General features: G+C 49.5%; 26 protein-coding genes and 1 tRNA gene. 18 read left to right on the forward strand and 9 right to left on the reverse strand.

Annotated elements, in window-relative coordinates:
* The first annotated feature begins 128 nt into the window (after positions 1 to 128).
* From IQE94_RS08390 to IQE94_RS08400, 3 genes are all read left to right on the forward strand, one after another.
* Positions 129 to 1,109, forward strand: a complete 981-nt coding sequence (locus IQE94_RS08390; RefSeq protein ID WP_212717426.1) for an NAD(P)H-binding protein — start codon at positions 129 to 131, stop codon at positions 1,107 to 1,109.
* Between the two features lie 99 nt (positions 1,110 to 1,208).
* A complete protein-coding gene (locus IQE94_RS08395) occupies positions 1,209 to 2,126 on the forward strand; it encodes an NAD(+) kinase (RefSeq protein WP_212717428.1) in 918 nt (305 codons plus the stop codon).
* Positions 2,127 to 2,216: 90 nt separating this feature from the next.
* Complete coding sequence (locus tag IQE94_RS08400) at positions 2,217 to 3,374, forward strand: extracellular solute-binding protein (protein WP_212717430.1); 1,158 nt, start codon at positions 2,217 to 2,219, stop codon at positions 3,372 to 3,374.
* 28 nt (positions 3,375 to 3,402) lie between these two features.
* On the opposite strand, the gene IQE94_RS08405 is transcribed toward IQE94_RS08400, so the two are convergent.
* A tRNA-Thr gene (locus tag IQE94_RS08405) sits at positions 3,403 to 3,474 on the reverse strand.
* Between the two features lie 97 nt (positions 3,475 to 3,571).
* Between IQE94_RS08405 and rdgB the strand changes: the two genes are divergently transcribed.
* Positions 3,572 to 4,156 (forward strand): RdgB/HAM1 family non-canonical purine NTP pyrophosphatase, encoded by a 585-nt coding sequence (gene rdgB / locus IQE94_RS08410; protein WP_223343145.1) that lies wholly within the window; start codon positions 3,572 to 3,574, stop codon positions 4,154 to 4,156.
* A 101-nt stretch (positions 4,157 to 4,257) separates the two neighbouring features.
* Here the strand turns inward: rdgB and IQE94_RS08415 are convergent, their stop codons facing one another.
* On the reverse strand, positions 4,258 to 4,596 hold the full coding sequence (locus tag IQE94_RS08415) for a P-II family nitrogen regulator (protein WP_028949278.1): 339 nt from the start codon (positions 4,594 to 4,596) through the stop codon (positions 4,258 to 4,260).
* 289 nt (positions 4,597 to 4,885) lie between these two features.
* On the opposite strand from IQE94_RS08415, the gene IQE94_RS08420 reads away from it, so the two are divergent.
* Together IQE94_RS08420 and IQE94_RS08425 are read left to right on the forward strand one after the other, a co-directional pair.
* Complete coding sequence (locus tag IQE94_RS08420; protein ID WP_223343146.1) at positions 4,886 to 5,890, forward strand: DUF1517 domain-containing protein; 1,005 nt, start codon at positions 4,886 to 4,888, stop codon at positions 5,888 to 5,890.
* A gap of 276 nt (positions 5,891 to 6,166) precedes the next feature.
* Positions 6,167 to 6,460, forward strand: a complete 294-nt coding sequence (locus IQE94_RS08425; protein ID WP_223343147.1) for a DUF6439 family protein — start codon at positions 6,167 to 6,169, stop codon at positions 6,458 to 6,460.
* On the opposite strand, the gene IQE94_RS08430 is transcribed toward IQE94_RS08425, so the two are convergent.
* Both IQE94_RS08430 and IQE94_RS08435 read right to left on the reverse strand, forming a co-directional pair.
* Positions 6,457 to 7,134, reverse strand: a complete 678-nt coding sequence (locus IQE94_RS08430; RefSeq protein WP_223343148.1) for a phosphoribosylanthranilate isomerase — start codon at positions 7,132 to 7,134, stop codon at positions 6,457 to 6,459. The two genes, IQE94_RS08425 and IQE94_RS08430, sit on opposite strands and share 4 nt — an antisense overlap.
* Before the next feature lie 100 nt (positions 7,135 to 7,234).
* Entirely contained in the window at positions 7,235 to 8,227 is a 993-nt protein-coding gene (locus tag IQE94_RS08435; protein WP_212722344.1) for a DMT family transporter, read from the reverse strand.
* Positions 8,228 to 8,293: 66 nt separating this feature from the next.
* Between IQE94_RS08435 and IQE94_RS08440 the strand changes: the two genes are divergently transcribed.
* A complete protein-coding gene (locus IQE94_RS08440; protein WP_212722389.1) occupies positions 8,294 to 8,461 on the forward strand; it encodes a hypothetical protein in 168 nt (55 codons plus the stop codon).
* Positions 8,462 to 8,547: 86 nt separating this feature from the next.
* On the opposite strand, the gene IQE94_RS08445 is transcribed toward IQE94_RS08440, so the two are convergent.
* Positions 8,548 to 9,513, reverse strand: a complete 966-nt coding sequence (locus IQE94_RS08445) for a septal ring lytic transglycosylase RlpA family protein (RefSeq protein WP_212717440.1) — start codon at positions 9,511 to 9,513, stop codon at positions 8,548 to 8,550.
* An 855-nt stretch (positions 9,514 to 10,368) separates the two neighbouring features.
* On the opposite strand from IQE94_RS08445, the gene IQE94_RS08450 reads away from it, so the two are divergent.
* A complete protein-coding gene (locus IQE94_RS08450) occupies positions 10,369 to 10,680 on the forward strand; it encodes a hypothetical protein (protein WP_212717442.1) in 312 nt (103 codons plus the stop codon).
* 218 nt (positions 10,681 to 10,898) lie between these two features.
* Here the strand turns inward: IQE94_RS08450 and IQE94_RS08455 are convergent, their stop codons facing one another.
* A complete protein-coding gene (locus IQE94_RS08455; protein WP_255611387.1) occupies positions 10,899 to 12,080 on the reverse strand; it encodes a transposase in 1,182 nt (393 codons plus the stop codon).
* A gap of 302 nt (positions 12,081 to 12,382) precedes the next feature.
* Here IQE94_RS08455 and mfd point away from each other — a divergent pair, with 302 nt between their 5' ends.
* Both mfd and cobA read left to right on the forward strand, forming a co-directional pair.
* Positions 12,383 to 15,871 (forward strand): transcription-repair coupling factor, encoded by a 3,489-nt coding sequence (mfd, locus tag IQE94_RS08460; protein ID WP_223343149.1) that lies wholly within the window; start codon positions 12,383 to 12,385, stop codon positions 15,869 to 15,871.
* Between the two features lie 195 nt (positions 15,872 to 16,066).
* The gene (gene cobA, locus IQE94_RS08465; protein ID WP_223343150.1) at positions 16,067 to 16,855 is read left to right on the forward strand and encodes a uroporphyrinogen-III C-methyltransferase; all 789 of its coding nucleotides are present in this window, start codon (positions 16,067 to 16,069) and stop codon (positions 16,853 to 16,855) included.
* 27 nt (positions 16,856 to 16,882) lie between these two features.
* Here the strand turns inward: cobA and IQE94_RS08470 are convergent, their stop codons facing one another.
* Positions 16,883 to 17,476 (reverse strand): hypothetical protein, encoded by a 594-nt coding sequence (locus IQE94_RS08470; RefSeq protein ID WP_223343151.1) that lies wholly within the window; start codon positions 17,474 to 17,476, stop codon positions 16,883 to 16,885.
* A gap of 117 nt (positions 17,477 to 17,593) precedes the next feature.
* Here IQE94_RS08470 and lpxA point away from each other — a divergent pair, with 117 nt between their 5' ends.
* The gene (lpxA, locus tag IQE94_RS08475) at positions 17,594 to 18,481 is read left to right on the forward strand and encodes an acyl-ACP--UDP-N-acetylglucosamine O-acyltransferase (RefSeq protein ID WP_212717456.1); all 888 of its coding nucleotides are present in this window, start codon (positions 17,594 to 17,596) and stop codon (positions 18,479 to 18,481) included.
* A gap of 15 nt (positions 18,482 to 18,496) precedes the next feature.
* Positions 18,497 to 19,594 carry a glycosyltransferase family 1 protein gene (locus IQE94_RS08480; protein ID WP_212717458.1) on the forward strand — a complete coding sequence of 366 codons (1,098 nt, stop codon included), beginning with the start codon at positions 18,497 to 18,499 and terminating at the stop codon, positions 19,592 to 19,594.
* Positions 19,595 to 19,737: 143 nt separating this feature from the next.
* Here IQE94_RS08480 and IQE94_RS08485 read toward each other — a convergent pair whose 3' ends face one another.
* Complete coding sequence (locus IQE94_RS08485) at positions 19,738 to 20,025, reverse strand: hypothetical protein (RefSeq protein ID WP_212717460.1); 288 nt, start codon at positions 20,023 to 20,025, stop codon at positions 19,738 to 19,740.
* Positions 20,026 to 20,170: 145 nt separating this feature from the next.
* Between IQE94_RS08485 and IQE94_RS08490 the strand changes: the two genes are divergently transcribed.
* On the forward strand, positions 20,171 to 20,449 hold the full coding sequence (locus tag IQE94_RS08490; RefSeq protein WP_223343152.1) for a hypothetical protein: 279 nt from the start codon (positions 20,171 to 20,173) through the stop codon (positions 20,447 to 20,449).
* 456 nt (positions 20,450 to 20,905) lie between these two features.
* Here IQE94_RS08490 and IQE94_RS08495 read toward each other — a convergent pair whose 3' ends face one another.
* The gene (locus tag IQE94_RS08495) at positions 20,906 to 21,061 is read right to left on the reverse strand and encodes a hypothetical protein (RefSeq protein WP_010873614.1); all 156 of its coding nucleotides are present in this window, start codon (positions 21,059 to 21,061) and stop codon (positions 20,906 to 20,908) included.
* Between the two features lie 587 nt (positions 21,062 to 21,648).
* Here IQE94_RS08495 and IQE94_RS08500 point away from each other — a divergent pair.
* The 5 genes from IQE94_RS08500 to IQE94_RS08520 are packed head-to-tail and all read left to right on the forward strand — an operon-like array spanning position 21,649 to position 25,162.
* Entirely contained in the window at positions 21,649 to 22,422 is a 774-nt protein-coding gene (locus IQE94_RS08500) for a hypothetical protein (protein ID WP_223343153.1), read from the forward strand.
* A gap of 5 nt (positions 22,423 to 22,427) precedes the next feature.
* The gene (locus IQE94_RS08505; protein ID WP_223343154.1) at positions 22,428 to 22,961 is read left to right on the forward strand and encodes a carboxypeptidase-like regulatory domain-containing protein; all 534 of its coding nucleotides are present in this window, start codon (positions 22,428 to 22,430) and stop codon (positions 22,959 to 22,961) included.
* On the forward strand, positions 22,962 to 23,606 hold the full coding sequence (gene cbiM, locus IQE94_RS08510; protein WP_212717468.1) for a cobalt transporter CbiM: 645 nt from the start codon (positions 22,962 to 22,964) through the stop codon (positions 23,604 to 23,606).
* A 3-nt stretch (positions 23,607 to 23,609) separates the two neighbouring features.
* Positions 23,610 to 24,386 (forward strand): cobalt ECF transporter T component CbiQ, encoded by a 777-nt coding sequence (gene cbiQ / locus IQE94_RS08515; RefSeq protein ID WP_212717469.1) that lies wholly within the window; start codon positions 23,610 to 23,612, stop codon positions 24,384 to 24,386.
* Positions 24,383 to 25,162 (forward strand): energy-coupling factor ABC transporter ATP-binding protein, encoded by a 780-nt coding sequence (locus IQE94_RS08520; RefSeq protein WP_223343209.1) that lies wholly within the window; start codon positions 24,383 to 24,385, stop codon positions 25,160 to 25,162. The genes cbiQ and IQE94_RS08520 overlap by 4 nt, the downstream gene beginning before the upstream one ends.
* The last annotated feature ends 53 nt before the right edge of the window (positions 25,163 to 25,215 follow it).

Here is a 25,215-nt window from a genome sequence, read left to right on the forward strand (position 1 = left end):
GAACTGCATTGACATTGGGGCCTGTGCCAGGGTAGAAGAACAAATTTCTGGGGGCTGGCCCCAATACCCATAATTGTCAGAGTCTGATAGGATTTAGCAAAGTATTAAAATTTGTAAAGAAAATTAAGATGCGAGTTTTGGTGGTAGGCGGCACAGGAACCCTCGGCAGGCAAATTGTTCGGCAGGCGATCGATCAAGGTCACACCGTTGTTTGTCTGGTCCGTAGTCTGAGAAAAGCAACTTTTCTTAAAGAGTGGGGAGCCATCATTGTGGGGGGAAACATTTGTAAGCCGGAAACCTTGCCCCCCGCCCTAGCAAACATCGACGCTGTGATCGATGCTTCCACCGCCAAGGCCACCGATGCCCTCACCATCCGCCAAGTGGACTGGGAAGGTAAGCTTAACCTGATCCGGGCTGTGCAAAAAGCGGGCATCAAAAAATTTGTCTTTTTCTCCATTTTGCGGGCGGCGGAATATCCCAAAGTTCCCCTGATGGACATCAAACACTGTACCGAGAAATTTTTAGCCCAGACAGATCTAGACTACACCGTCCTACAATTGGCGGGGTTTATGCAGGGTTTGATTGGTCAATATGCCATTCCGATTTTAGATAATCAGTCAGTGTGGCAAACCGGCGAAAATACCCCGATCGCCTACATGAACACCCAGGATGTGGCCAAATTTGCGGTGCGGGCGGTGGAATTGGACAGCGTGGCCCGTCAAACCTATCCTGTGGTGGGCAGTCGGGCTTGGGGAGCAACGGAAGTCATTCAACTGTGTGAAAGGATGTCCGGCAATACGGCCCGCATTTCCCAGGTGCCCATGGCGATTTTAAGATTCATGCGGAGCTTGACTCGCTTTTTCCAGTGGACTTATAACGCCTCCGATCGCCTGGCGTTTGCGGAAGTTTTGGCCAGTGGTAAGGCCCTGACGGCAGACATGACCCCAGTGTATGAGCAATTTGGTCTTGATCCGAAGGAAACCACCACCCTAGAATCTTACCTACAGGAATACTTTGGGCGCATCATCAAAAAGCTCAAAGAATTGGATTACGAGGTCAACCCCACCCAAACCGATGGCAAAAAGAAGAAAAATAATTTCTTTTTCTAGTTTGACTAGTTTGATTGACAATTTGATACTTTTAGATAACCTCGTTTTCTCTTCAGTTTGTCCGCTCCTTGTCCCCTGACTCGCTAGGATCTCGCCCCTGTGCCAAAAGTCGGCATTATTTTCAACGACGATAAGCCCACCGCCTGTAGCGTTGCCCAAGAATTACAAGAGCAACTACAAAACAGTGGGTTCACTGTGGTGGTGGAAACTGGATCCGGCGGCCTGTTGGGCTATTCCCAGCCCGATCGCCCCATCTGCCACACCCGCATCGAACATCTGACTCCCCCCCATTTTGATGAGTCTATGCCCTTTGCCATCGTACTGGGGGGTGATGGTACAGTGTTATCGGCCTTTCGTCAGTTAGCCCCCCTGGGCATTCCCCTGCTGACTATCAATACGGGGCACATGGGTTTTTTGACCGAAATTTACCTCAACCAACTCCCCACGGCGATCGAGCAATTGATCAACGGCGATTACCAAATTGAAAGTCGCTCCATGATGACAGTGCAGTTAATGCGGGAGGAAACCCTGCTGTGGGAAGCCCTTTCCCTCAATGAGATGGTATTGCACCGAGAACCTCTGACCAGCATGTGCCATTTTGAAATTCAAGTGGGTCACCATGCTTCCGTGGACATTGCCGCCGATGGCATCATTGTTTCTACCCCCACCGGTTCTACAGCCTATTCCCTCAGTGCTGGAGGCCCCGTAGTCACCCCCGATGTGCCGGTTTTCCAGTTAGCTCCCATCTGTCCTCACTCCCTAGCTTCCCGGGCCTTAGTATTTTCTGACCTAGAGCCGGTGACCATTTTTCCCGCTACCCCCAACCGCATGGTACTGGTGGTGGATGGCAATGGCGGTTGCTATGTGTTGCCAGAGGATCGGGTGCATTTATCGAAATCTCCCTACGCTGCCAAGTTTATTCGCTTGCAAAACCCGGAGTTTTTCCGTATCCTGCGGGAGAAATTAGGCTGGGGTCTGCCCCACATTGCTAAGCCAACTTCGGTGGAGTTGCCCTAGGGAAAAGTAGTCCCTTGTGCTGGTCTGACTCCGATTTGCCTGGCTCGATGCACTCCCGTTAGTGACTCAATTAATTTGAGGGTTCTGTTTATGCCCCTTCCCCTGTACTCCCGCCGTCATTTTCTCCAGGCCGCCACCGCGGTAGGGGTTGCCACTGGTTTGGGGGGATGTTGGCCCGGGCAAAGCAATGGCCAAGAAGTACAGTTTTTGAATCGCTCCCTACCCCCCCAGTTAATTGGCCAATTTCAGCGGCAGTTTCCCCAGGGGAAAGACCTCAATTTCAAGGCGATCGCCAATCTCCAGAGTTTGTTTGACAATTTGCAGGCCTGGCACGATCCCGAAGAGAAAGATTCATCCCCAGGGTTATGGGGCAATCGACCAGGCACTAAGCCAGTTCAAACCCCCTCCCAATTGGTTACCGGGGGAGGCGTCTGGCTGGAACGGGCAATCCAAACTGGTTTGATCCAACCCTTTGCTTCGTCCCAACTGAGTCAATGGTCAACTCTGCCGCCCCGTTGGCAATTACTGGGGCAACGCAACTACCAGGGCTTACCGGATCAAGCTGGAGAAATTTGGGCCATTCCCTACCGCTGGGGCCCCACCATGATCATTTACCGCCAACAACCCTTTGCTGATTTGGGTTGGCAACCGACGGATTGGTCCGACCTCTGGCAGCCGGAGTTAAGGCAACGCATTGCCATAGTGGATGATCCCAGGGAGGCGATCGGTTTGACCCTAAAGCAATTGGGCTATTCCTACAATGTCACCAATCCCGCCGCGATTTCAACTTTGACTCCTGCTTTGCAGGAATTGGCGGCCCAGGTAAAGTTTTACAGTAATAAATATTACCTCCAAGCCTTGCTCAACAAAGATGTTTGGCTGGCGGTGGGTTGGTCGAGCCAGATCATTCCCCTGCTGAGAAATCAGTCGGAGTTAAAGGCGATTATTCCCACCTCTGGAACTTCCCTCTGGGCTGATCTTTGGACGATGCCCACCGAAGCTGAAGCCGCTGAAATTACCTATGAATGGTTAAATTTTTCTGCCCAGCCATCCAGCCTGGAGCAAATGGCTACTTTTAGCCAGGGTTTGGCGGTGCCCTATCAAAACTTGGACATTGCTTCCCTGACCACCAATCCTTTGCTGGCTTTCTCGCCGGAGTTGTTGGAACGTTGCGAATTCCTTGCTCCTCTGAACCGGGCCACTGCGAACCAATACAAGGCTCTATGGCAGACCATGCGGAGTGCTTAGGTGTCAATGGCTCAATGACTTCAAAGCAAGCTGGTGACGGGATTTGAACCTGCGACCGACTGATTACAAATCAGTTGCTCTACCACTGAGCTACACCAGCATCTTTGATACAGAATAGCAGAATATTAACCCAGAGGCTCTGGCTAATTTTTACCCCTAAAAAACTTTTTGAGCGACCCATAAAACCCTGAAAAACCATGTCCACCTTAATTGTCGCCACGGGAAACCCGGGCAAATTAGCCGAGATGCAAGCTTATCTTGATCGCCTTGATTGCCAGTTAGCCCTCAAACCCCCGGAAATTGAGGTGAAGGAAACCGGCAGCACATTCTATGAAAATGCTTGCTTAAAGGCTTCCCAGGTGGCAAAAGCGTTAAATCAATGGGCGATCGCCGATGATTCTGGTTTGGCAGTGGATGCATTGGAAGGGGCACCGGGTTTATATTCCGCCCGTTACGGTAACACCGATGGGGAAAGAATCGCTAAACTGCTCCAGGCCATGGAGGGAGTCACCCAAAGACAGGCCCAATTCATCTGTGTGGTGGCGATCGCCGCTCCCAATGGCAGTATTCAACTGAGCAGTGAAGGGATTTGTCCGGGGGAAATCACCCACAGTCCGAGGGGCGACCACGGTTTTGGCTATGACCCAATTTTTTGGCTACCAGGGCACAAAAAAACCTTTGCAGAAATGACAAAGGCAGAAAAGCGACAGGTAAGCCATCGGGGACAAGCCTTTGACAAACTCATCCACCGGTGGTCTGAACTAAAATTCGACAGCTTTTGATGGCTGGTGATGGACAGGGAGTTGGGACGAAGAGAGCAAAACAGCCCCAGCGGGCCCAACCTTACCAGGAAACTGAAAGCAGATCTCAATCTCAAAAAGAGTTAAATAGCTTCGGTGTCCTTTTCCCCTGTCCGAATCCGCACCACCGAATCCACCGGGCTGATGAAGATCTTACCGTCACCGATCTCGCCAGTGCGGGCCGCCGATACCAACTTGTCAACAACCATGTCAACCTGTTCTTCATCGACGACAATCTCAATTTTGAGTTTTTGGAGAAACTCAACGGTGTACTCAGAGCCACGGTAACGCTCTGTTTGACCCTTTTGACGGCCAAAGCCCCTAACTTCGGAGACCGTCATACCAACGATCCCTGCATTTACTAGCGCAATTTTTACTTCGTCTAGTTTAAAGGGGCGAATAATCGCTTCTACTTTTTTCAAACTTGGTACTCCTCGTGCAATGATCTGGTCTTTGTTTCATTTATAAGGCTAGCCAGACACTTTTAACATGTTCTTCAAAAGTTTTTTTGTAAAAATCAGTACCGTTTTTTCGTGACTCCTGGTGGATCCAGTGGCAAGATTAGCAAAAAAAAATACAGAGTTTCTATTCGTCCCTGGGAAGAATCCGTTACCCTAGAGGAGTAGACGGAGTTTTGTCCGTTGATTTAGCAGGGTCCTACCGATCCCGTCAGTGGTGTTTCCAGATCAAAGTAGCAAAGTTTCTCTATCCATGCTTAAGATGCTCAAGAATTTACCCCTACCCAAAAATATTACCTGGCGATCGGTCTGGGTGCGGGGCACTTCGGTGGTGATTATTTTTGTCCTGGCCTTTACCCTCGTCTTCACTCCCACCTTTTCAGCAGAAGCTCGGCGCAGTGGTGGCCGCATTGGGGGCGGTTCTTTCCGGGCTCCCACCCGTAGTGCCCCCAGTCGTAGTTACAGCGGCCCCAGCGGTGGCTCCTATCGTTCCGGTGGCACCTATGGGGGAGGGGGCTTTGGTTTTCCCTTCATAATTCCCTTCTTTGGCTTTGGGGGAGGATTCGGCGGCATCTTTGGCATTTTAGTCATGATTGCGATCGCCAATGTGGTGATCAATGCTATTCGCAATGGTGGCGGAGGCAGTGGTGAAGGGAGCGGCGCCTTAACGGGCAATGATCCCCAAGTTGGTATTGCCCAAATTCAGGTGGGACTACTTGCTAGTGCAAAAGAATTAAAAAAAGAACTAGATGAATTGGCCCTTTCCGCCGATACCGGTACGGCCAATGGTCGTTCCCTCGTGCTCCAGGAAGCGACTTTGGCTCTGCTACGCCATCCTGAATATTGGGTCTATGGTTCCAGTCAGAGTGATAAGGTTCGTTTGAGTGCCGCCGAAGCCGCCTTTAATCAATTGGCCCTCACTGAACGGAGCAAATTCACTGACGAGACCCTGAGCAACTTTAATAATCAGTTACGTCAAGGGGGAAGGGCACCGGCCATTGGTGGAGATAGTCCCGATGCCGTTCCCGATGGTGCTGGGGAATATATTTTGGTCACCATCATTGCCGCATCCCTGGGTAATCTGACCCTGCCGGAAGTTAATGATTCCAGTCAGCTCAAACAATCTCTGCAAACCCTGGGGGGCATCAGTAGCGATCGCCTCTTGGCCATCGAAGTGCTATGGACGCCCCAAGAGGAAGGAGATACCCTCACCAGCAACGATATTATCAGCGAATATCCAGAACTGAGGCTGGTGTAGTGGTGGGAGCAGCTCATTTGCCCATAGTCAAAAAATAAGCATTGGAGGAAGCCTGGGGAACTTTGCCTGGGCTTTCTTTTTGGACAAAATTCAGCCAAAACACAACGCGAGGAAAACTGCCTTCTTCTTGGGGGGAATGGACCGGGCACTTTAGTTTTCAGGGGCAGGAGAGCTGGGACAATTTCCAACAGACTCCCGGCAAAAAAGGTCATAATCAAGGCAGTTAACCAGCCATCCGTGGTTTGGTATTCGTAATTTTCCCAGCAGTTTGCAACCATGATTCCCTTTGCTTCCCAAACCTCTTCCCTTGTGAGTCACCCCGAACTTTCCGCCCTAGAATTGGCCCAGGCCCTGGCAGAAAGATTGGCGATCGCCCCCCAGGATTGGCATCGTTTAAAGGGTAACCGTCAAGCCCAGGCTGGCCAAGAATTGGCGGCGGCATTGGTGTATCTGCTCAGAGATAATCCCCAGGAAGCATTAACCCATGTGCAACAGGCAGAAGGTTGGTTAGACCGTAGTTTGAGTGCGCCCTCCTGTCCTACCCATGGCGATCGGTCTAAAAAAGCCTAGGTTATTTCAGGATGATTTTCATCGAGCAAACCTGCGAGGGTATCCAATTGAGCCCGTAACTGGGTAACTTTCGCCAAATCCTTATCCGCCGGGGCCTTTTCTACCCCACTGGACAGGTCAATGCCGTCTGGCCGGAGTAGGTTTAGGGCGTCTGGAACATTGGTGGGAGTTAACCCCCCCGCTAACCACCAGGGTAGGGGCGGCCGAAATTGCTGTAGCTTCTGCCAGGGTAGGGTTTGCCCGGTCCCTCCCAGTTGTTGCGGATGGTAGGCGTCGAGCAAGAGAACGTCCACGGCATCGTAATAAGCTTCAGCCTGTGCCAAGTCTTCCGATTGCCGTAACCGGAGAGCTTTGATCAACCGATGTTGGGGAAATGCTTGTTTAACCTGGCGGCAAAACTCGGGAGTTTCATCGCCGTGGAGCTGGATACCGTTCAGGTTGGTTTGGGCTAAAAATTCCCCCAGTTTTGGCAGGGAAGCATTGGCAAACACCCCGATCGCCGATAGCTTGTCATGGGCAGTTAAGCTTTGCAGAACCAATGCAATTTCCCTGGGGCTGACGTAACGGGGGGAAGCTTCCACACAAATAAATCCCAGGGTTGTGAATCCCAAAGCGGCGATCGCCTGGGCTTGGGCGGGATGGCGTAAACCGCAAATTTTTACCTCCATGGCCATAGGGCAAATTTCCTGGGGATTTGGGATTGAATAGTAAAAAAGATAGATAGAAATTTGATTATTTTTGAGAAAATGGCTGAAATAGCCCCGAATTGGCAAATTAATCGTTCACTACGGGTTTACGAACCAAACTCCACATGCCCCGCAGTTGTATCTTTAACCGTTCCCGCTGATTAATTAGATAAATACTCACCAACGTAAATGCTACCCCTAACCATTGCAGAGCACTAAGTTGTTCCCCCAAAATCAAGTTACCAAAGCTGAGGGCAAAAATAGGTGTTAAAAAAGTGAGGGAACTCAAGCTGGTCAAATTACCCCGGGAAGCGAGGTAGAAAAAGATCCCGTAGGCAATGGCACTGCCAAACACCGTCGCATAGGCCAGATTACCCCAACCCCACAGATCAATATGGCGCCAAGGTTGGGGATCTTCCACCAGGGCGATCGCCAATAGGGGTAAACCCCCAATGATCATATGCCAGCCCGTGGCCACCACCGGGTCCACCCGACGACTGACAAAGGGGATCAGCACCGTGCCCACCGCCATGGACAGGGACGCCAGCAACATCCATAACTCGCCACTGTCCACCAACGCAGATCCACTCCAGTTGATGGTCAAGCTTTGCAAATGCCAAAGCTGATAGAACCATTCATCCGGCAGGCCAATCAAGCTGATGCCCCCTACCCCCAACAGCAGTCCCAGCCAGCCCAAACCGCCGATCACCTCTTTAAATAACCAACTGGACAGCAACGCCACGGCGATCGGTTGGGAATCAATAATCACCGAACCTAAGCCTGCCCCTGTGCGCTCCAACCCCTGGGCTAAAAATCCTTGGAAAAGGGTGCCATCCACCAGGGCAAATAAAATAATCCAGCCCCAGCCCTGCCAATCCTGCGGTTGGGAACGCTTTTGTACCATGGCCCAGAGCAAGACCAAGATCCCCGCTGGTATCAGGCGCACCGTTGCCACAAAAAAGGGCGTGGTATCTGCCAAAACCCCCTTCATCGCAACCATGGCCGTTCCCCACAGGAAAAAAGGCGCAATCAAGGTCAACCCAGAACGGACATTAGAGTTTGTTTTCGATTCAATCTGCATCAGCGGGGCGGTAATGGAGCGGGCATGGCCATCCCCCCATTGTATGTATAGTTTTGTTACAAAGCCATGGCGGGGGCAAAGGTGGTCATAGAAATTCTGCCTAAAACAACTACCAAGGATACGGTGGGGGCCTCCATCAATCACCAAAGCAAAAACCCTCCGATCGCCATGGGCAAAGCAGATCGGCAGGGGTTAATTTATCCAAATGTTGACCATGAACTGTGCCAGGGTTGATTGTGCCCCCAAGCCTCCAGAGGAAAGCAAACAGGCCGTTATGCTGGGGAGCAATAGCATAGTCCAGAATTATGGATTTTTAACTGTTACTGCACAATGTCCAGGGCCACATTACCCACCCCACTGCTATGGAGCCCAATCGCCCTGGCTGCTCCAGCGGACAGATCAATTACCCGTCCCCCAGTGAAGGGCCCCCGGTCATTGATGCGCACCACCACAGACTGGCCGTTACGGAGATTGGTTACCTTCACCCTAGTGCCAAAGGGCAAAGTTCGATGGGCCGCCGTTAGGGCATTTTGGTTAAAACGTTCACCATTAGCAGTGCGTCGCCCATGGAATCCAGGGCCATACCAAGAAGCAATGCCTCCCTTAATTCTTTTAATTGTTGTAGCAGCATCAAAGGCATTAACCCGAGCCACTTGCAGAGCCGCCGGTAAGGCAACAATGGGTTCTGCTCCCCCCAACAAGCGGCGGAGACGGTTAGCGGTTTGCAGGGCCGTTTCCGGGGCGGAGAGGGGTTTTTCCGGTAAAACAGTATTTTTGTTGATAGTCAGGAGAATTTCGTCGGCGGATTTGACCACCAGTTGCTTGGTCGCGGCATCTAGATCCACCTTGATTGTGCTTGGGTCAAAGGACTTAGCCCCGCTCAGTTCGTCGAGGCGACGGGCAACGGTTTGGGCCCGTTCCATGGTGTCGGTGGCTTGGTCATTGCCCAGGGCGGTCAACTCGGCAGCAGTGCCCAAAAAGGTGACCACGGGAATTTGATTCACCCGCAGGGTAACAGCTAAACGATTTTCCGGGCCTTGGTGGGGAACTAAAGAAATCAGTTCGGTGTCTTGGAAAGTGGATGCCGGCTCAGAAGAAGCGGCGGTAACGGAGGATTCTAAGGGAGCTAGAGGAGAATTATTCTCTGAAACGGCTGTCGGAGCATCCGCTTTGGTGATGGCGTTTAAGGCCAACAATCCAGAAGGGCAGTTACCCCAAACCAGGGTTGTCAAACTCGCTGTGCCAATAACACCGGCGATCGAGCGACAAACGTTAATTCCTTTCATAGACTTAGAAGTAAAGGTCAAGGACTGCAAACCCTGATTGCATCAGAGGGTGGTAGTGAAAACCTCAGCAAATAAATCCCTGAGTCTTCGGCAGTCCCACTCATCCGCAACATAGTACAAAAAGGCGGACAAGATTTTTGTTACAAGCTTCCACAAGCTACCACGTAAATTGGGGAGTAGGCCCCAGAAAATCTTATCGGAGAGATAAACAGGGTTTATTACGCTGTGTAAAAGCTTGCATTACAAGGTGTAAAGAATTTGTCCCGTTTCCAAAAACCAGTGGGACAATTTGGATAGTGGTGGGTGGTCAACAGCAGATCAAATCTTTTGTGAACATATCAACTCAATGTTTTAGGAGGAAACCGACCATGTTCTGGAAGCTCAGACAAGTATCTCGTTTCTGGTTTTGTTACTTGAATCAACCCATTTTCAGTCGAGAGTCAAAGGCAACATGGCGGCTGACCCATTTTTGGTCAATGTATCAAATCTCCTTGTTGGAATCCTGTTGGCAAAAAAGTCCCGTCAAGGAAACGTCCCTCTAGTGACGGCATAGTTAGCTGGCCTTGGTGGAGGGTCGGAGGGGTTAGTCGTTAGCTCACCATGGGGGTGTAGTGGATTTTGAGGGCAGATAGGCAAAACGACATAGCAGTAGCACCAGAAACAAATTCTCTGTTGGCTAAGTTTGGTGATTGACCGAGGGGTTTAATTGTGAGTCATCGCAATTATTAGCTTTGACCCCTAGGTCCTAACCCATCACCTCACCAAAGAGGGCAGGGAGTTGTGCTATGATCCTTGGCCAATAGCCCCTAACCCCAGTGGTTGCCTTGGTAGCGATTTTGTCAGGAACGTCCGTCTATGACCCCATCAGATTATCAAGACCAGGAAGTTAAAGCCCCCAAAGTGGAGGTGGTGGATCCCTACGAGACGGGGGACGATGGCATCACCGATGCGGCCCGCAAATATTGGTTGCAGTTCCAGCAATGGTTTGATAGGTTGCCCCTCCCTGCCAAGGGCGCTGTGGCGATCGCCGTTTTGTTTGTTGCCTTTTCGGTTTTGACCCAGGTGCTGAGGTTTGTGGCTTCCCTGGTCACTTTGGCCATTTTGCTTGTGATTCTCTACGGAGTGTATCGGGTCTTTCTCCGCCAGGACAAAGATAAAGATAGCTAATCTTAATCTGCATTAACGACAAAATTTCCCCGATTCCCTTACTCCTTAATATTCTTCGGGGTAGAAAGCAGTTCTTTGGGTAGGAAGCTAATTTCTCAGCGTTAGCGAAAATGAGTAGTTCACAGTCCGTTGACAGTTGGAGGGCGGTTTTTCTGGTCTCTATTTTTGGTAACCAATTGACATCCTCCCCGGCGTAAACGTACGGGGATTCCTAAGACTCACGACTTAGGTTTCTGCTTCATAGCACCCGCCTTCACAGACTTACTCTGTTCGGGTCTTACGGTCGCTCCACAGACTGACACCGCTAGTCCAGCGGCCAAGATATTACGACTAGCATTGATGTCCCTATCATGGTTGGTTCCACACTCAGGACATTGCCAATCTCGAATATTGAGAGGCATCTTATCGACGATATGCCCACAGGAACTACAGCGTTTGGAAGAAGGAAACCAACGGTCAATCTTGACCAAATTCCTTCCATGCCAACGACACTTGTAGTCCAATTGACGAACAAACTCGCCCCAGCCACTATCAGTAACGGAGAGGGCGAGTTTGTGGTTTTTGACCATATTCTTGACGGCTAAAGTCTCAACTGCAATCGTTTGGTTTTCACGAACGAGTTGAGTGGTCAATTTATGGAGGAAATCTTTTCGAGAGTCCGAAATCTGTAGGTGAATTTTGGCAACTTTACGTCGTGCCTTATCCCTATTCTTAGACCCCTTTTGTTTACGGGCAAGACGCTTTTGGGCTAACCGTAAACGACGATGATGCTTTTTGAATTGCTTGGGATTGGCAATCTTGTCACCATTACTGGTAGCAATCAAGCTTGTCACCCCTAAATCAATACCAATAGCATTCTCGTTAACAGGCAAGGGTTTGATTGTTAAATCATCAAAATGAATGGCAATGTGCCACCGTCCCGATGGATGAAGTCGTACCGTTACACTGGTTGGTTCACATCCCTTGGGAATTTGCCTCGACCAACGAATATCCAGAGGTTCCGAGCACTTGGCTAGGTAAATTTGCCCATCCCTAAATCGGAATGCAACTTTTGTGAATTCCGCACTACCTCCTTGATGTTTCTTTTTGAAGTTGGGGTATTTCGCCCTTCCCGCAAAGAAATTGGTGAAAGCAGTTTGAAGATTTCGCAAACCTTGTTGAAGAGGGACAGAACTAACTTCATTAAGAAAGTTCAATTCTTCCTCTTTCTTCCATCCAGTCAACATTGAGGATGTTTGGGTATAGCCGATACGCTCTTGGCGCTCATACCACCCTTGGGTTCTGACCTGGAGAGCCTTGTTGTACACCAACCTTACGCAACCTAACGTGCGGCGCAAGAAATTTTCCTGCTCCGATGTCGGGTAAAAGCGGTAGCGATGTGACTTTTCCATACCTTGCATCTTAGCATCTTATTTGCAAAACTAGGTGGTCTGACTAGCAAGGAATTAAGGCACTCGGCACATCCCCGCCCTAAAGGGCACCGGAGCTTTAGTGAGGATTTTCCCGTGCCATATTTTGATAAAGGCAAAAGTTTTCCTGGGGGCAAAACCTTGGGGCCAACTTTTTTGCTTTTTCGCCGATTATTACCGTAGGGCATGATTAGGGCTGTCTTTAAGCAGGGGAATGGCGGAGTAGGGACAAAAATTCTGCTGGGTTGGGGAACAGGCTAAGATTTGTTAATATCTCCTCTGCTCTGAACCCAATGACCTTTTCCTCCATTCTGCGCCATCTGCAAACCCTACCTCTGAGCAAAGACCTACGGGAAAAATTACAAAAGCGGGGCCATGTGCAACTCAGTGGGCTACCCCGGTTACCCAAGGGCTTGATTGTTTCCAGTTTGGCCCAGTCCTTAGAGAAAAGTCTTTTGGTTATCACTGCCACGTTGGAAGAGGCCGGGCGGTGGACAGCGCAGTTAGAACTGATGGGTTGGCAAACCGTTAACTTTTACCCCACTTCAGAAGCTTCCCCCTATGATGCTGGGAGGCTAGAGTCGGAAATGGTCTGGGGACAAATGCAGGTGTTAGCAGAATTAATCCAGGAGCATCAGGTTAAGAGCAAGGCGATCATTGCCACGGAAAAGGCCCTACAGCCCCATTTACCCCCGGTGGAAACCCTGAGGCAGTACTGCTTGACTCTACGGCGGGGTCAGGAGATGGATAGTAAAAGTCTGGAGTTGACCCTAGCTAGATTGGGCTACGAACGGGGCAGCACCGTGGAAACGGAGGGGCAATGGAGTCGGCGGGGGGACATTGTTGATATTTTTCCGGTGTCGGCGGAGCTACCGGTAAGGTTGGAATGGTTTGGCGACGAGTTGGAAAAAATTCGCGAGTTTGATCCTGCTAGCCAGCGTTCCTTGGATGACTTAGCTAGTTTGGTGCTGACCCCGACTAGTTTTGATCAGGTAATTGAGCCGGCGTTAAATGCCCAAGATATTGATCTTGTCGCCTGGGGAGAAGACCCGGAAACGGAACAATTATTTGGCAAAGAAGGCCTGCAACGATTTTTAGGTTTAGCCTTTTCAGAACCTGCTTGCTTAATAGATTATTTATCGGCGGAAACGGTCTGTGTGCTAGATGAGCCGGAGCAATGTGCGGCCCATAGTGAACGGTGGTTTGAGGCGGTGGCCCAGGATTGGCAGAGTTTGCAATTGCCGAATTTACCCCAACTGCATCTGGATTTTTCGGCCCTTGGCGATCGCCTGAAAGAGAATTTTACTTATATTGCCCTGTCGGAAATCCACGAAGTTAATACGGATAGTTTGGACATTTCGGCCCGACCAATCCCCACCATGCCCCATCAATTTGCTAAGTTGGCAGAAATTTTACGGGGTAAACGGGAAATTTATAGCGGTTTGACTTTGGGACAATACAGCACTTGGTTGATTTCAGCTCAGCCTAGTCGCACCGTTTCCCTTTTGCAAGAACATGACTGCGCGGTGCAGTTTATTGCTAATCCTAGGGATTATCCCGCCATCGAAAAAAGTCAGATTCAACGAACAGCAGTGACTTTAAAATATGCGGGCATGGCAGAACTGGAAGGATTTATTCTGCCCACCTTTCGGGTGGTGTTGGTCACAGACCGGGAATTATTTGGTCAGCATGCCTTAGCCACACCGGAATATGTGCGGAAACGGCGGCGGGCTACCTCTAAACAAGTTGATATTAACAAGCTTTCCCCCGGAGATTACGTTGTCCATAAAAGCCATGGCATTGGTAAATTTTTAAAGTTGGATGCGTTGGCTAATCGGGAATATTTAATGATCCAATACGCCGACGGTATTTTGCGGGTGCCTGCGGATAGTTTGGACAGTTTATCCCGTTTTCGTCATACGGGAGCTAGACCGCCAGAACTGCATAAGATGGGTGGTAAAGTTTGGGAGGCCACCAAAAATAAAGTCCGTAAAGCGGTTAAAAAGTTGGCAGTGGATTTGCTCAATCTCTATGCCAAACGGGCAAAACAAATGGGTTATGCCTACCCGCCGGACAGTCCCTGGCAACAGGAATTGGAGGATTCTTTTCCCTACCAACCCACCCCCGATCAGCTCAAAGCAGTGCAGGATGTGAAACGGGATCTGGAAGGCGATCGCCCGATGGATCGATTAGTGTGTGGAGACGTGGGTTTTGGCAAAACAGAAGTGGCAGTGCGGGCTATTTTTAAGGCCGTGACCAGTGGCAATAAACAGGTGGCTTTATTGGCTCCCACCACAGTGCTAACCCAACAGCATTACCACACTCTGAAAGAAAGATTTGCTCCCTATCCCATCACCATTGGGTTGTTAAATCGCTTCCGGACAGCATCAGAAAAAAAGGAAATTTTAGCTAAGTTAAAAAGTGGTGAACTGGATATTGTGGTAGGTACCCAACAGGTATTGGGCACATCGGTGAAATTCAAAGATTTGGGTTTACTAGTCATTGACGAAGAACAGCGATTTGGCGTCAATCAAAAGGAAAAAATTAAAACCTTAAAAACGGAAGTGGACGTCTTAACTCTCACTGCCACTCCCATTCCCCGCACCCTTTATATGTCTCTTTCTGGCATTCGGGAAATGAGCTTAATTACCACTCCGCCGCCGTCCCGCCGTCCCATTAAAACCCATTTATCCCCCTATAACTCCGAAGTAATTCGCACTGCCATCCGCAACGAGCTCGACCGGGGAGGCCAGGTTTTTTATGTGGTGCCTCGCATTGAAGGCATCGAAGAATTGGGAGGACAATTGCGACAAATGGTACCCAGTGCTCGCATTGCCATTGGCCACGGTCAAATGGAAGAATCGGAACTGGAAAGTACCATGTTAGCTTTCAATGATGGGGAGGCGGACATTCTACTATGTACCACCATTATTGAAGCTGGTTTAGATATTCCCAGGGTAAACACAATTATTGTCGAAAATGCCCAAAAATTTGGCTTGGCCCAGCTTTATCAACTGCGGGGTCGGGTGGGTCGATCGGGCATTCAAGCCCATGCTTGGTTACTATATCCTAATCAAAAACAACTAACAGAAAAGGCAAGGTTACGATTGCGGGCACTCCAGGAATTTAGCCAACTTGGTTCCGGCTATCAATTGGCCACTAGGGATATGGAAATTCGGGGTGTAGGTAATTTGTTGGGGGCAGAACAATCCGGGCAAATTGAGGCGATCGGTTATGAGTTTTATATGGAAATGTTGCAAGATGCCATTAAAGAAATCCAGGGTCAAGAAATTCCCAAAGTGGAAGATACCCAAATAGATTTACCTCTCACTGCCTTTATTCCCAGCGACTACATTCCCGATTTAGAAGAAAAAATGGCCGCCTATCGTCGCATTACTAGCATTGAGTCCACCGATGAGTTGCCCAAAATTGCCCTTGATTGGGGTGATCGGTATGGTATGTTACCAAGCCCGGTGGAGGAATTATTTAAAGTGGTTAAGCTCAAGCATTTAGCCAAATCCTTGGGTTTTTCTCGCATTAAGGTGGAGGGTAAACAAAATCTTGTTCTAGAAACGCCTATGGAGGAACCTGCTTGGAAATTGTTAGCAGAAAACCTGCCTAGTCATCTCCAATCCCGCTTTGTTTACAGTGCGAAAAAAGTTGTGGTGCGAGGTTTAGGTGTGTTGCCCCCGGCTAAGCAAACGGATAATTTAATTGACTGGTTTGGCAAGATGCAAGGGGCCTTACCGGAGACAAATATGGAAACTTTAGTGGGTAAATAATCTCTGGTAAAATCTCAAAAACTTGACGTGAATGGTGTAAGAACGTGTTTAGAAAGTTTTATTCCGCCCCCTAAATCCCCCAATACTGGGGGACTTTCACTCAGTATTCCTCCTAATTTGAGGCGCCAGGGGGGCTTTTAAAACAGGCTCTAAAAACTGTTGAATATTTTTCTATCTCTATAATTTCTACAAAGGGTGGTTGTTAGGTTGCAAAACGGACTGATGGGGAAAGTGTATTTGGTCGGAGCAGGCCCTGGGGACCCTGGATTGATGACCATTAAGGGTAAAACTTTGTTGGAAAATGCTGAGGCAGTGGTCTATGACGCTTTGGTAAGTCCAGCTATTTTAGCGATGGTTAATCCCCAAGCAGAATTAATTGATGCCGGCAAAAGGCGGGGTCGGCACACCAAGTTACAGTCAGAAACTACGCAGTTATTGACGCAATTGGCAGAGAAATATGCGGTGGTGGTGCGCTTGAAAGGGGGAGATCCCTTCATTTTTGGCCGAGGAGGGGAAGAAATGGAGGATCTAGTCAAAGCTGGCATTGACGTGGAAGTGGTACCAGGCATTACGGCGGGCATTGCGGCCCCGGCCTACGCTCAAATTCCCTTAACCCATCGGGCTTATAGTTCCTCAGTCACTTTTGTCACCGGCCATGAATCGGCGGGAAAATATCGGCCTGAGGTTAATTGGGCGGCGATCGCCAAAGGCTCGGAGACCATTGTGATTTACATGGGTGTGTATAGTTTGGCCACCATTTTGCCCCAGTTAATAGCGGCGGGGTTGGGGGAAGAGACTCCCATTGCCTTGATTCGGTGGGGCACCTGTCCAGAACAACAGGAACTAGTGGGGACTTTTGCCACTATTTTGGCCCAGATTGAAGCGGAAAATTTTCAAGCCCCGGCGATCGTAGTCATCGGGGCCGTAGTGAATTATCCAGCTAATCTCCGTCAGCAGTTGCAGCAGATGCTAGGCAACCCGTAACTTTTTCAGATTAACAATTTCAGCCAACTAATTCGGTTGGGTTTCACTGTAGGCAGGGAAAAGATCCCGGGGGAAATCCTCCGCCGCTAGGCAGGTATTCATCGCTTTTTGGGGAGTGAAATCAGAAACTTCCCGACTTAGGGCCAGCACACATTCCGAATGGCGGCCGGGCAGTAAACTTTGGCGACAGCTATTGAGAGCTGCCATGGTGACATCTTCTCCTTCAGGGGAACGGTTCCTTCCCACTACCCCCCGGTCAATGTCCACCACACAGTTACCCAAATCGACGGGGCGACGTACCTGGAAACAGGATTGTAAGGCCACAATACCGGTGATGTTGGTGTTACGGCTGATCATGTTGACGCATTGGGACATTTCTTTGGGGATAATGGCTTGGGAGCAACCGGAGGCGGCAGCATCATCACTAACTCCGTTTCTTTTCAGTTCGCTCACACAAACATCAAATTGGTTCCAGTCCCCAGCCCCGGCGGCGATCGGAGCAAAAACCATGCCGCTGGCCATCAACAAGCCGCAACCAATGGGGGCAAAGGGACGACGGAGTTGTTGGAAATAATTTTTCAAGCTATGTTTAGAGCCGTTAGAACCGATAGAGCTAAGCATACGGGTTAACACCAAGACGAAATTGACACCATCACCAGACCACCGAATTGTAGTCAGAGTTGCAGAGAAGATCAAGCCACTGGGGGTCACTCCAGGGGGTACAATGCCTGCTAATCTATGGGGAAGTTATTTGCCCTTGTCCCTGCTCCGATTATCCCCCATTCCGAGATATTAATGTTGACTGATAACCGCTTGGGAGAAGCGACCTTGTCCCCATCTATCCATCCAACTGCCATTATCCACCCTCAAGCCCAGTTACATGCCACAGTTCAGGTGGGGGCTTTTAGTGTCATCGGGGAGAAAGTCACCATTGGTGCTAATACGGTCATCGGTCCCCATGTGGTGGTGGAAGGCCCCACGGAAATTGGTACAGGAAATCGTATTTTCCCCGGTGCGGTGATTGGTTGTGAACCCCAGGATTTGAAATATAAAGGGGGAGAAAGCTGGGTCAAAATCGGCAACAATAACCAAATTCGAGAATACGTCACCATTAACCGGGCTACGGAAGAGGGAGCAGTGACCCGCATCGGCGATCGTAATTTGTTGATGGCCTATGCCCATGTGGCCCACAATTGTGTCATTGAAAATGAGGTAATCATTGCCAACTCAGTGGCTTTAGCGGGGCATATCCATATTGAATCCCAGGCGAGAATCAGTGGCGTTTTGGGAGTCCACCAATTTGTTCATATTGGCCGGTTAGCCATGGTGGGGGGCATGAGTCGCATTGAACGGGATGTGCCTCCCTTTACCATTGTGGAGGGAAATCCTTCCCGGGTACGTTCTTTGAATCTCATTGGTTTGCAACGATCTGGCATGTCGGCGGAGGATCTGAGTGCGCTCAAACAGGCCTTTCGCCTGATTTATCGTTCTGAGACCCCCTACCAACAAGCCTTGGAAGAATTAGGGCGATCGGCAGCCCATCCCTACGTGCAACACTTCCAAAAGTTTCTTCAGGAATCTAGCTACGGCCAAGGGCGACGGGGCCCTATTCCCGGTAAAAAGTAGGTCAGCATTGTTGCCATGGGTGATTCCCACTTACTAATTAATCTTTCCTTTTTGCTGTCCCAACCGACGGGCTTGAGCGTCTATGCCAGCAACGTTTTTCCCCATCTCAAATCCCTCAACCCGACCTTACTAACCTCTCGCATGGTGGCTAATTTTGCTTGCCAAACCGTGCCGGATAATCTCACCCCTGCCCAGGGCAGTCAGGGCCATTTTAATCGTCTAGTCTGGACCCAGTTTCAGCTACCAAAACTTTGCCAACAGTTAAAGGCTTCCTTACTTTTCTCTCCGATTCCGGAAGCTCCCCTTTGGGCAGGTTGTCGCACAGTGGTGATGGTGCATGACTTAATTCCCCTCCGGTTCCCCCATTGGAAATCCCCCCTAACCAGCTATTGCAAGTTTTATCTGCCCTTAGTGCTGGGACAAGCGGAACATATTCTTTGCAACTCCCAAGCCACGGCCGATGATGTGGTGGATTATTTCCAAATTCCTGCCAGTAAAATTACCCCGATCGCCTTGGGATATGACCGGAAGCATTTTCAGCCAGGAGAAGATAATTTACCCCCTAGGGAAAAGCCTTACTTTCTCTTTGTGGGCCGTCACGACCCCCATAAAAATGTGGCCAGGCTGATCCAAGCCTTTGCCCGGTTTATCCAAACCACCAACAACCGAAATGCTGAGTTAATTTTGGCAGGCCCCACCGATCGCCGTTACACCCCCAAATTAATGGCCTTGGCGGAGGAATTAGGCATTGGTCCATTGGTTCATTGTTTGGACTACGTCAGCTACGACCAACTGCGGCAACTTTATCGCCAGGCGATCGCCTTGGTATTTCCTTCTCTCTGGGAAGGATTTGGTTTTCCAGTGCTGGAAGCCATGGCCTGTGGCACAGTGGCAATTACCTCCTCTGTCTCCTCCCTACCGGAAGTGGCAGGGGATGCCGCTCTACTGGTTGATCCTTTTAATGTTGGGGAAATTCACCAAGCAATGGAGCAGGTGTGGAAGGATGATCGGTTCCGTCAGCAGTTACAACAGCAGAGCTTAGCCAGGGCAAGGACATTCTCTTGGGAAAAAACCGGGCATTTAACTGCGGACGCATTGACAAAGTATCTTTAGGTTAGTGAAATCTGGTTCCATGGCGACCCACTAGGCGATTTAGTCACCAATTCTGATTCCAAAGAATTGATTGACATCCTCATTCTCAATTCTCAAAACAATGAAACTGTTTGGGAAGAAGAAAGGGAGTAGAGAGATTAATATTAATTAAATGTATCTTTAAAAATTAATTTGCCTTTTAGATAAACTTCCACTGTATTGTCATTAATTGAGTAGGTATAATCTCCATTTTTCCAAGTTGAAATACCTGCCTTACGGTTGCGCCCCAACTTAATACAGCCTGTTCCATAAACACAGCCCTGATAGGTTCCTGCTTCGTAGTCGACGGTATATTCCCCTTTCTGACCATAGTAGGTAATGGGACTTGCTACGGCAAGGGTTGCATAAACCACAGAAAAAGTTGCCATCAGCACCGAATGTAATACTTTCATGATTTAGACCTCAATGCTTAATCATTCAGTAATTGTATCTGTTACCCAAATTTTCTTATCTAATATTTTAAGATAATTAACACAAAGTTTTAGTTTAAGCTTGGACTTGTCTCAAGTTATTCTGCCTGGGAGATAATCTAGTGTGATGTTACTTGCATTGTTTCAACCCCTCGAATTTCCTGACAACTTCAATCAGACACTGGCCATAAATATCTATGCGGAAACTATTTGCAGCAGTCAAGCTACCCTGGAGGTAGCCCGCGCCCAGGCAAGTCAGGCCGCAATGGATGCTTTTAATCGCCATCGACAATTTCATCTGTTTCCCCTGCAACTTTTGGACACTACTGAAAAAAACACCGAAGTCGAGTTGCTGAAACGTTGGGACGAGTTTTCCCGGAAGGTCTGCCCCGAAAAGTTTGAGTGATTATTTACGCGAAGACAAGGAGTGCCTATTTCAGTTTAAGCTGACCTGAATTGAGAAAGTATCAACAGAAACCCCCCAGGGGGAAAACTTTTGGAAGTTTTTGATCAAAGAAAAACTTCCAGTGGTGATTCTAACTTACTTTAATCTTGATGCTGGAAATTTTCGGACAAGCATGGCGGATTTTAGAACGTGTTTGAAAAGCCTCCCTTACCCCCCAAATTTGAAGGGAAACAGAGCCAGTATGCCGGAGGGGCTAAATCAGACCTTACAAACAGGCTCTAAGGTTGAAACAATATTTTTGTTTACAGCTTGTTAATAATGCAAATCCCAGCAAAAAGGCGACCTATCCCGGGGATAAATCGCCATCAACTCTAGAAATTTCTCGCAAACTTTGTCAACTATTAGTCAACTATGTTCTTGGCGTCTTTGGGGCACTCAAAGCCCCACCAATCCAACCTACAGGTGGAGGTAAGCGGCTTCTGCTTCCAGTTGACTGACGAGGGACTGATTGCCGGCGGCCCGAGCCCGCTCTAGTCGGTGCTGGAGGTTTTGACGCAGGGTTTCTTTGTGGGCGATCGCCGTTTGGGTCAAAACACGTTTACGATTATTCATTACTTCTACCCTCCGAAAGGCAGTGAAAAACTTACATTTAGATTTACACTCAACATAACATAAAACCCTAGACGATTTCCATAACGGTATCTATTGTTACTGAAGTTAACAAAAATGTGTGTGTGAAAAGTCTAAGTAAAAGTGGAGTCAGCCTGGAAAAAGTGGCTTTGCCATCGTTGGTGCAATTTGTCCCTGGGGCGAGGGATTGTGGCTCAGGCCTCCCCGTTACGGTTGGTAGCAATAAACAACAATTGTAAGCTTGCTGATTGATCCGGGTTTTGAATTAACTTTTGGGCTTACCTATGCCCTGCCTTACTGTCAAGAAACAATGGGGAAACTGGATGCCCCTTGCCCCCAGAGGGTATTGTACTTTTCGAGCAGGCAAGGTTAAGTAGGAATTGTGCTTCCACTCTCTCCAGAGTCAGGTAAATTTTTCCACCTTTGACTATGGGAAGAACACATCAGAAGCGTTGTTTGTGCTTCCAAGGAAAACTATGCGATCGCCATTCAAAAGTGGGTGGTCTTTGGTATCACTGCTATTTGTATTACTATCCGGCTGTGGTGGTGAAACTCTTTCCTACTCAGAAATGAAAGCCTCTCCTGCAGCCAACCAAGGCACTTTAACAGTACGGGCCAACGGAGAAGAAAGGGCCAGGGAGGGTCTAACCACTAAGGATGGCTGGTCTCTGGACTTCAGCCACGTTTATGTTTCCCTGGCAGAAATTAATGCTTACCAGATCGAGCCAGCCTTTGATGCCAGCACTGATGCTCCACTGCCAGATACAGCCGTGGCGATCGCCATACCAGGGCCCACGGTGGTGGATTTAGCAATGGCAGGACAAGATACTAAAACTATTTTAGTGGGGGAAACACCGGCTCCGGCGGGAAAATTTAACGCTTTATCTTGGCAAATGCCCCTGGCCGCAGCAGGCCCAGCCCAAGGTTACTCAATGTTACTGGAGGGAATGGCAACTAAAAATGGTCAGACAATTCCCTTCAAACTGGGGTTGAAAGAGCAATTGGGCTTTATTTGTGGTGATTTTGTCGGGGATGAACGCAAAGGCGTTTTGACTGCCGGGGGCAAGGCCGATTTGGAAGCAACCTTTCACTTAGATCATTTATTCGGAGAGGGGAAAGAACCCGCCGATAGCGACATTAACCTTAGTGCTTTCGGTTTTGCCCCCCTAGCGGCCCTGGCTCAGGAAAAGGGCATTGATCTCAACAGCGAGGATTTGCAAGCCCAATTAGGCGAGGCAGATTATCAAACCTTTTTGCAAGTTTTAGCCAACCTTGGCCACGTGGGGGAAGGCCATTGCCGACAAACCCCAAAATTTAACACCACCACTTCCGTCAACCCGTAAATCCGATGAAATCTAGTTTAGTCTTATTTTTTTTAGCGGGAGGCATACTTAGTCACACGGCCCCTGTCTTCGCCCACGGAGTTAAAGTAGAACATCGTTCGGTGGAGGCGATCGCCGTGGCGGCCCAGTACGACTCCGGAGAACCCATGGCGGAAGCCCAGGTGTTGGTCTATGCTCCGGACAATGCTTCCCAACCTTGGTTAACGGGGGTCACCGACAAACAGGGTAAATTTACCTTCACTCCTGCAGGCGATCGCCCTGGCAACTGGGAAGTTGCTGTGCGACAAGGGGGCCATGGGGCCATGGTCACCATACCTTTGCAAGCAGGAGGAGCCAATGGTGGCACAATGGATGCAGGTTCCGATCAATCCGACTCCGATAAAATGGCCCCGGAGATCACCATAGCCTCTGTTCCCAACGCCGGCGCCCTATCCCCCATTCAACGGGGCATTACCATAGGGGCGGTCATTTGGGGATTTGTGGGCACTGCCCTCTTTTTCACCGGTAAAAGTCAAAGCCACAGCAAAGGTAGAACCTAGATGCACATTCCCGATGGTCTATTGCCCCCCCAGATGGTGGCGGGGGGTTATGCAGTAACGGGGTTGGCTACCTGGTATTGTTTACGGCAAATTAACCATCAAGGACATACCCTAGAAAACATTCCCAAAGCTTCGTTACTGACGGCGGCTTTTTTTGTTGCTTCCTCCCTTTATATTCCCCTGCCCCCAGTGAGTGTCCACCTGGTGCTCAATGGTTTATTGGGGGTAATACTGGGCTATTTTGCCCTGCCCGCCATTTTGATTGGCCTCTTTTTTCAAGCTTTAATGGTGGGGCACGGAGGACTGACCACCTTGGGTATTAATGGGGTGTTAATGGGTTTGCCGGCCCTAGCGGCCTATCACATCTTTCAACTGCGCCATGGGCTAGAAAAATTTCTACCAGAGTCCTGGTCCACCGGCATTTGTGCTTTTTTGGGCGGCAGTGGGGGTTTGGCTTTAACTGTGCTAATTTTCATTGCCCTGACTCTGGTTAGTTTACCGACTGGGTTAGACCCCACCGCTGAACACCGGGCTATTTTAGTGTTGGCCTTAGGGCATTTACCCCTAATACTACTGGAGGGGATCTTCACTGCTATGGTGGTTTTATTTTTGCAACGGGTGAAACCAGAATTATTGGAGGGTTAGGCCGTGGGCTTGATTGGGTTGGAAACCTATGTGCCTGGGCGATCGCCAATGCATCGTTGGGAACCCAGGCAAAAACTAGTCAGCCTCATGGCATTGATGTTTGCCTTGGCCATGGTGCAAAGGGTTTGGTTGGTGATTCCCATGGTGGGCGTGACTGCATTGCTCTATCGATTATCCGGTTTACCCTTGAGCTTTCTTCGCCAACGCTGGAGTTATCCTGGCTTGTTCATCTTGGCGGTGGTTATTTTACTGCCCTTTACCAGTGGGGAAACGGTGCTGGGGCAGTGGGGATGGATCAGCGTTCGTGGGGAGGGGTTAACGACCATGGTGCTCATTGTTGGGCGCTTTTTTTCCATTCTTACCCTCGGTTTTATTCTCTTTGGCACCACCCCTTTTTTAACTATAGTCAGATGTTTACGTAGCTTGGGTTTACCTCCTTTGATGGCGGATATGGCCCTGTTGGCCTACCGTTACCTATACGACATTGGCCATACTCTCCGCACCATGAAACAAGCAATGCAACTACGGGGTCTAGGCCAACGGCCGACCAAACGGCGATCGGTAGCTCACTGGGCCATGTTGTTGGGTAATCTTTTGCTCCGTAGTTATGAACAATCCCAACGGGTTTACCAAGCCATGATTCTGCGGGGTTACGGTCAAACAACTTTCCTGGGGGGCACAGTAACGACAACGGTAGAGCAGTTATCCACTGGTTGGGGCTTAACGGTGGCCGTATTGGCGATCGCCGTCGGTTTTGTGGTGGCGGAGGTGAGCCTATGACTTTAAGCAATGTGCGGAGTATGGACCAGAGCCGGGAGGAGCAAACAATTCCATTTCTAGAACCCAACGCAATCACAGTGCGGGAACTATGCTTTGCCTATGTCCGCCAGGCACCAGTGTTGGACAACCTATCGTTGCAGGTTGCCCCCAAGGAGCGGCTAGGGATCATTGGCCACAATGGTTGCGGCAAGACCACCTTATTTTTACTACTCTGTGGACTGCTCAAACCCAGCGCTGGCACCATCGAGTTATGGGGCTTTCCCCTGCAACCGGGGAAATTTTTACCGGAAGTGGGGTTATTGTTTCAAAATCCCACCGACCAACTATTTGCCACTTCTGTGTGGGACGACATTGCCTTTGGCCCGCAAAATATGGGCCTGTCAGAGGAAGCGGTAGCCCAACGAGTAACCCAGGCCGCCCAGTTAACGGGGGTTACTGCTTTGCTAGAACGATTACCCCATCATCTGTCCGGGGGAGAAAAACAAATGGTGGCGATCGCCGGTTTGTTGGCCATGGCCCCGAAAATTCTCTTCTGTGACGAACCCACGGCTAGCTTGGACATCAGGGCCCGTCGTCAGTTAATTGACTTTTTGCAACAGTTCCAGGAAACGTTACTGATTTCCTCCCATGATCTGGAATTTGTTCTAGAAGTCTGTGATCGGGTGATCGTCATTGATCAAGGGCAGATTGTCGCCGATGGTGGGGCAGAGGAAATTATGGGTAACCAAACCCTGATGGTAAGTCATGGTTTAGAAAGCCCCTATTCCCTCCGTTAATGGCGCTCAGCGAACCGTGGGGAAAGCTCAGATCCACCTCCCTAGAATTCCAG

It is taken from the genome of Synechocystis sp. PCC 7339, from assembly GCF_019924095.1.
Taxonomy (GTDB): Bacteria; Cyanobacteriota; Cyanobacteriia; order Cyanobacteriales; family Microcystaceae; genus Synechocystis.

Excerpts from the sequence above, each read along its gene's own strand:
- IQE94_RS08390 (WP_212717426.1), top strand. The coding sequence starts at position 129 with ATGCGAGTTTTGGTGGTAGGCGGCACAGGAACCCTCGGCAGGCAAATT.
- IQE94_RS08400 (WP_212717430.1), top strand. The coding sequence starts at position 2,217 with ATGCCCCTTCCCCTGTACTCCCGCCGTCATTTTCTCCAGGCCGCCACC.
- rdgB (WP_223343145.1), top strand. The coding sequence starts at position 3,572 with ATGTCCACCTTAATTGTCGCCACGGGAAACCCGGGCAAATTAGCCGAG.
- IQE94_RS08420 (WP_223343146.1), top strand. The coding sequence starts at position 4,886 with ATGCTTAAGATGCTCAAGAATTTACCCCTACCCAAAAATATTACCTGG.
- IQE94_RS08425 (WP_223343147.1), top strand. The coding sequence starts at position 6,167 with ATGATTCCCTTTGCTTCCCAAACCTCTTCCCTTGTGAGTCACCCCGAA.
- IQE94_RS08430 (WP_223343148.1), bottom strand. The coding sequence starts at position 7,134 with ATGGCCATGGAGGTAAAAATTTGCGGTTTACGCCATCCCGCCCAAGCC.
- IQE94_RS08435 (WP_212722344.1), bottom strand. The coding sequence starts at position 8,227 with ATGCAGATTGAATCGAAAACAAACTCTAATGTCCGTTCTGGGTTGACC.
- IQE94_RS08440 (WP_212722389.1), top strand. The coding sequence starts at position 8,294 with ATGGCGGGGGCAAAGGTGGTCATAGAAATTCTGCCTAAAACAACTACC.
- IQE94_RS08445 (WP_212717440.1), bottom strand. The coding sequence starts at position 9,513 with ATGAAAGGAATTAACGTTTGTCGCTCGATCGCCGGTGTTATTGGCACA.
- IQE94_RS08450 (WP_212717442.1), top strand. The coding sequence starts at position 10,369 with ATGACCCCATCAGATTATCAAGACCAGGAAGTTAAAGCCCCCAAAGTG.
- IQE94_RS08455 (WP_255611387.1), bottom strand. The coding sequence starts at position 12,080 with ATGCAAGGTATGGAAAAGTCACATCGCTACCGCTTTTACCCGACATCG.
- mfd (WP_223343149.1), top strand. The coding sequence starts at position 12,383 with ATGACCTTTTCCTCCATTCTGCGCCATCTGCAAACCCTACCTCTGAGC.
- IQE94_RS08470 (WP_223343151.1), bottom strand. The coding sequence starts at position 17,476 with ATGCTTAGCTCTATCGGTTCTAACGGCTCTAAACATAGCTTGAAAAAT.
- lpxA (WP_212717456.1), top strand. The coding sequence starts at position 17,594 with ATGGGGAAGTTATTTGCCCTTGTCCCTGCTCCGATTATCCCCCATTCC.
- IQE94_RS08480 (WP_212717458.1), top strand. The coding sequence starts at position 18,497 with ATGGGTGATTCCCACTTACTAATTAATCTTTCCTTTTTGCTGTCCCAA.
- IQE94_RS08485 (WP_212717460.1), bottom strand. The coding sequence starts at position 20,025 with ATGAAAGTATTACATTCGGTGCTGATGGCAACTTTTTCTGTGGTTTAT.
- IQE94_RS08490 (WP_223343152.1), top strand. The coding sequence starts at position 20,171 with ATGTTACTTGCATTGTTTCAACCCCTCGAATTTCCTGACAACTTCAAT.
- IQE94_RS08495 (WP_010873614.1), bottom strand. The coding sequence starts at position 21,061 with ATGAATAATCGTAAACGTGTTTTGACCCAAACGGCGATCGCCCACAAA.
- IQE94_RS08500 (WP_223343153.1), top strand. The coding sequence starts at position 21,649 with ATGAAAGCCTCTCCTGCAGCCAACCAAGGCACTTTAACAGTACGGGCC.
- IQE94_RS08505 (WP_223343154.1), top strand. The coding sequence starts at position 22,428 with ATGAAATCTAGTTTAGTCTTATTTTTTTTAGCGGGAGGCATACTTAGT.
- cbiM (WP_212717468.1), top strand. The coding sequence starts at position 22,962 with ATGCACATTCCCGATGGTCTATTGCCCCCCCAGATGGTGGCGGGGGGT.
- IQE94_RS08520 (WP_223343209.1), top strand. The coding sequence starts at position 24,383 with ATGACTTTAAGCAATGTGCGGAGTATGGACCAGAGCCGGGAGGAGCAA.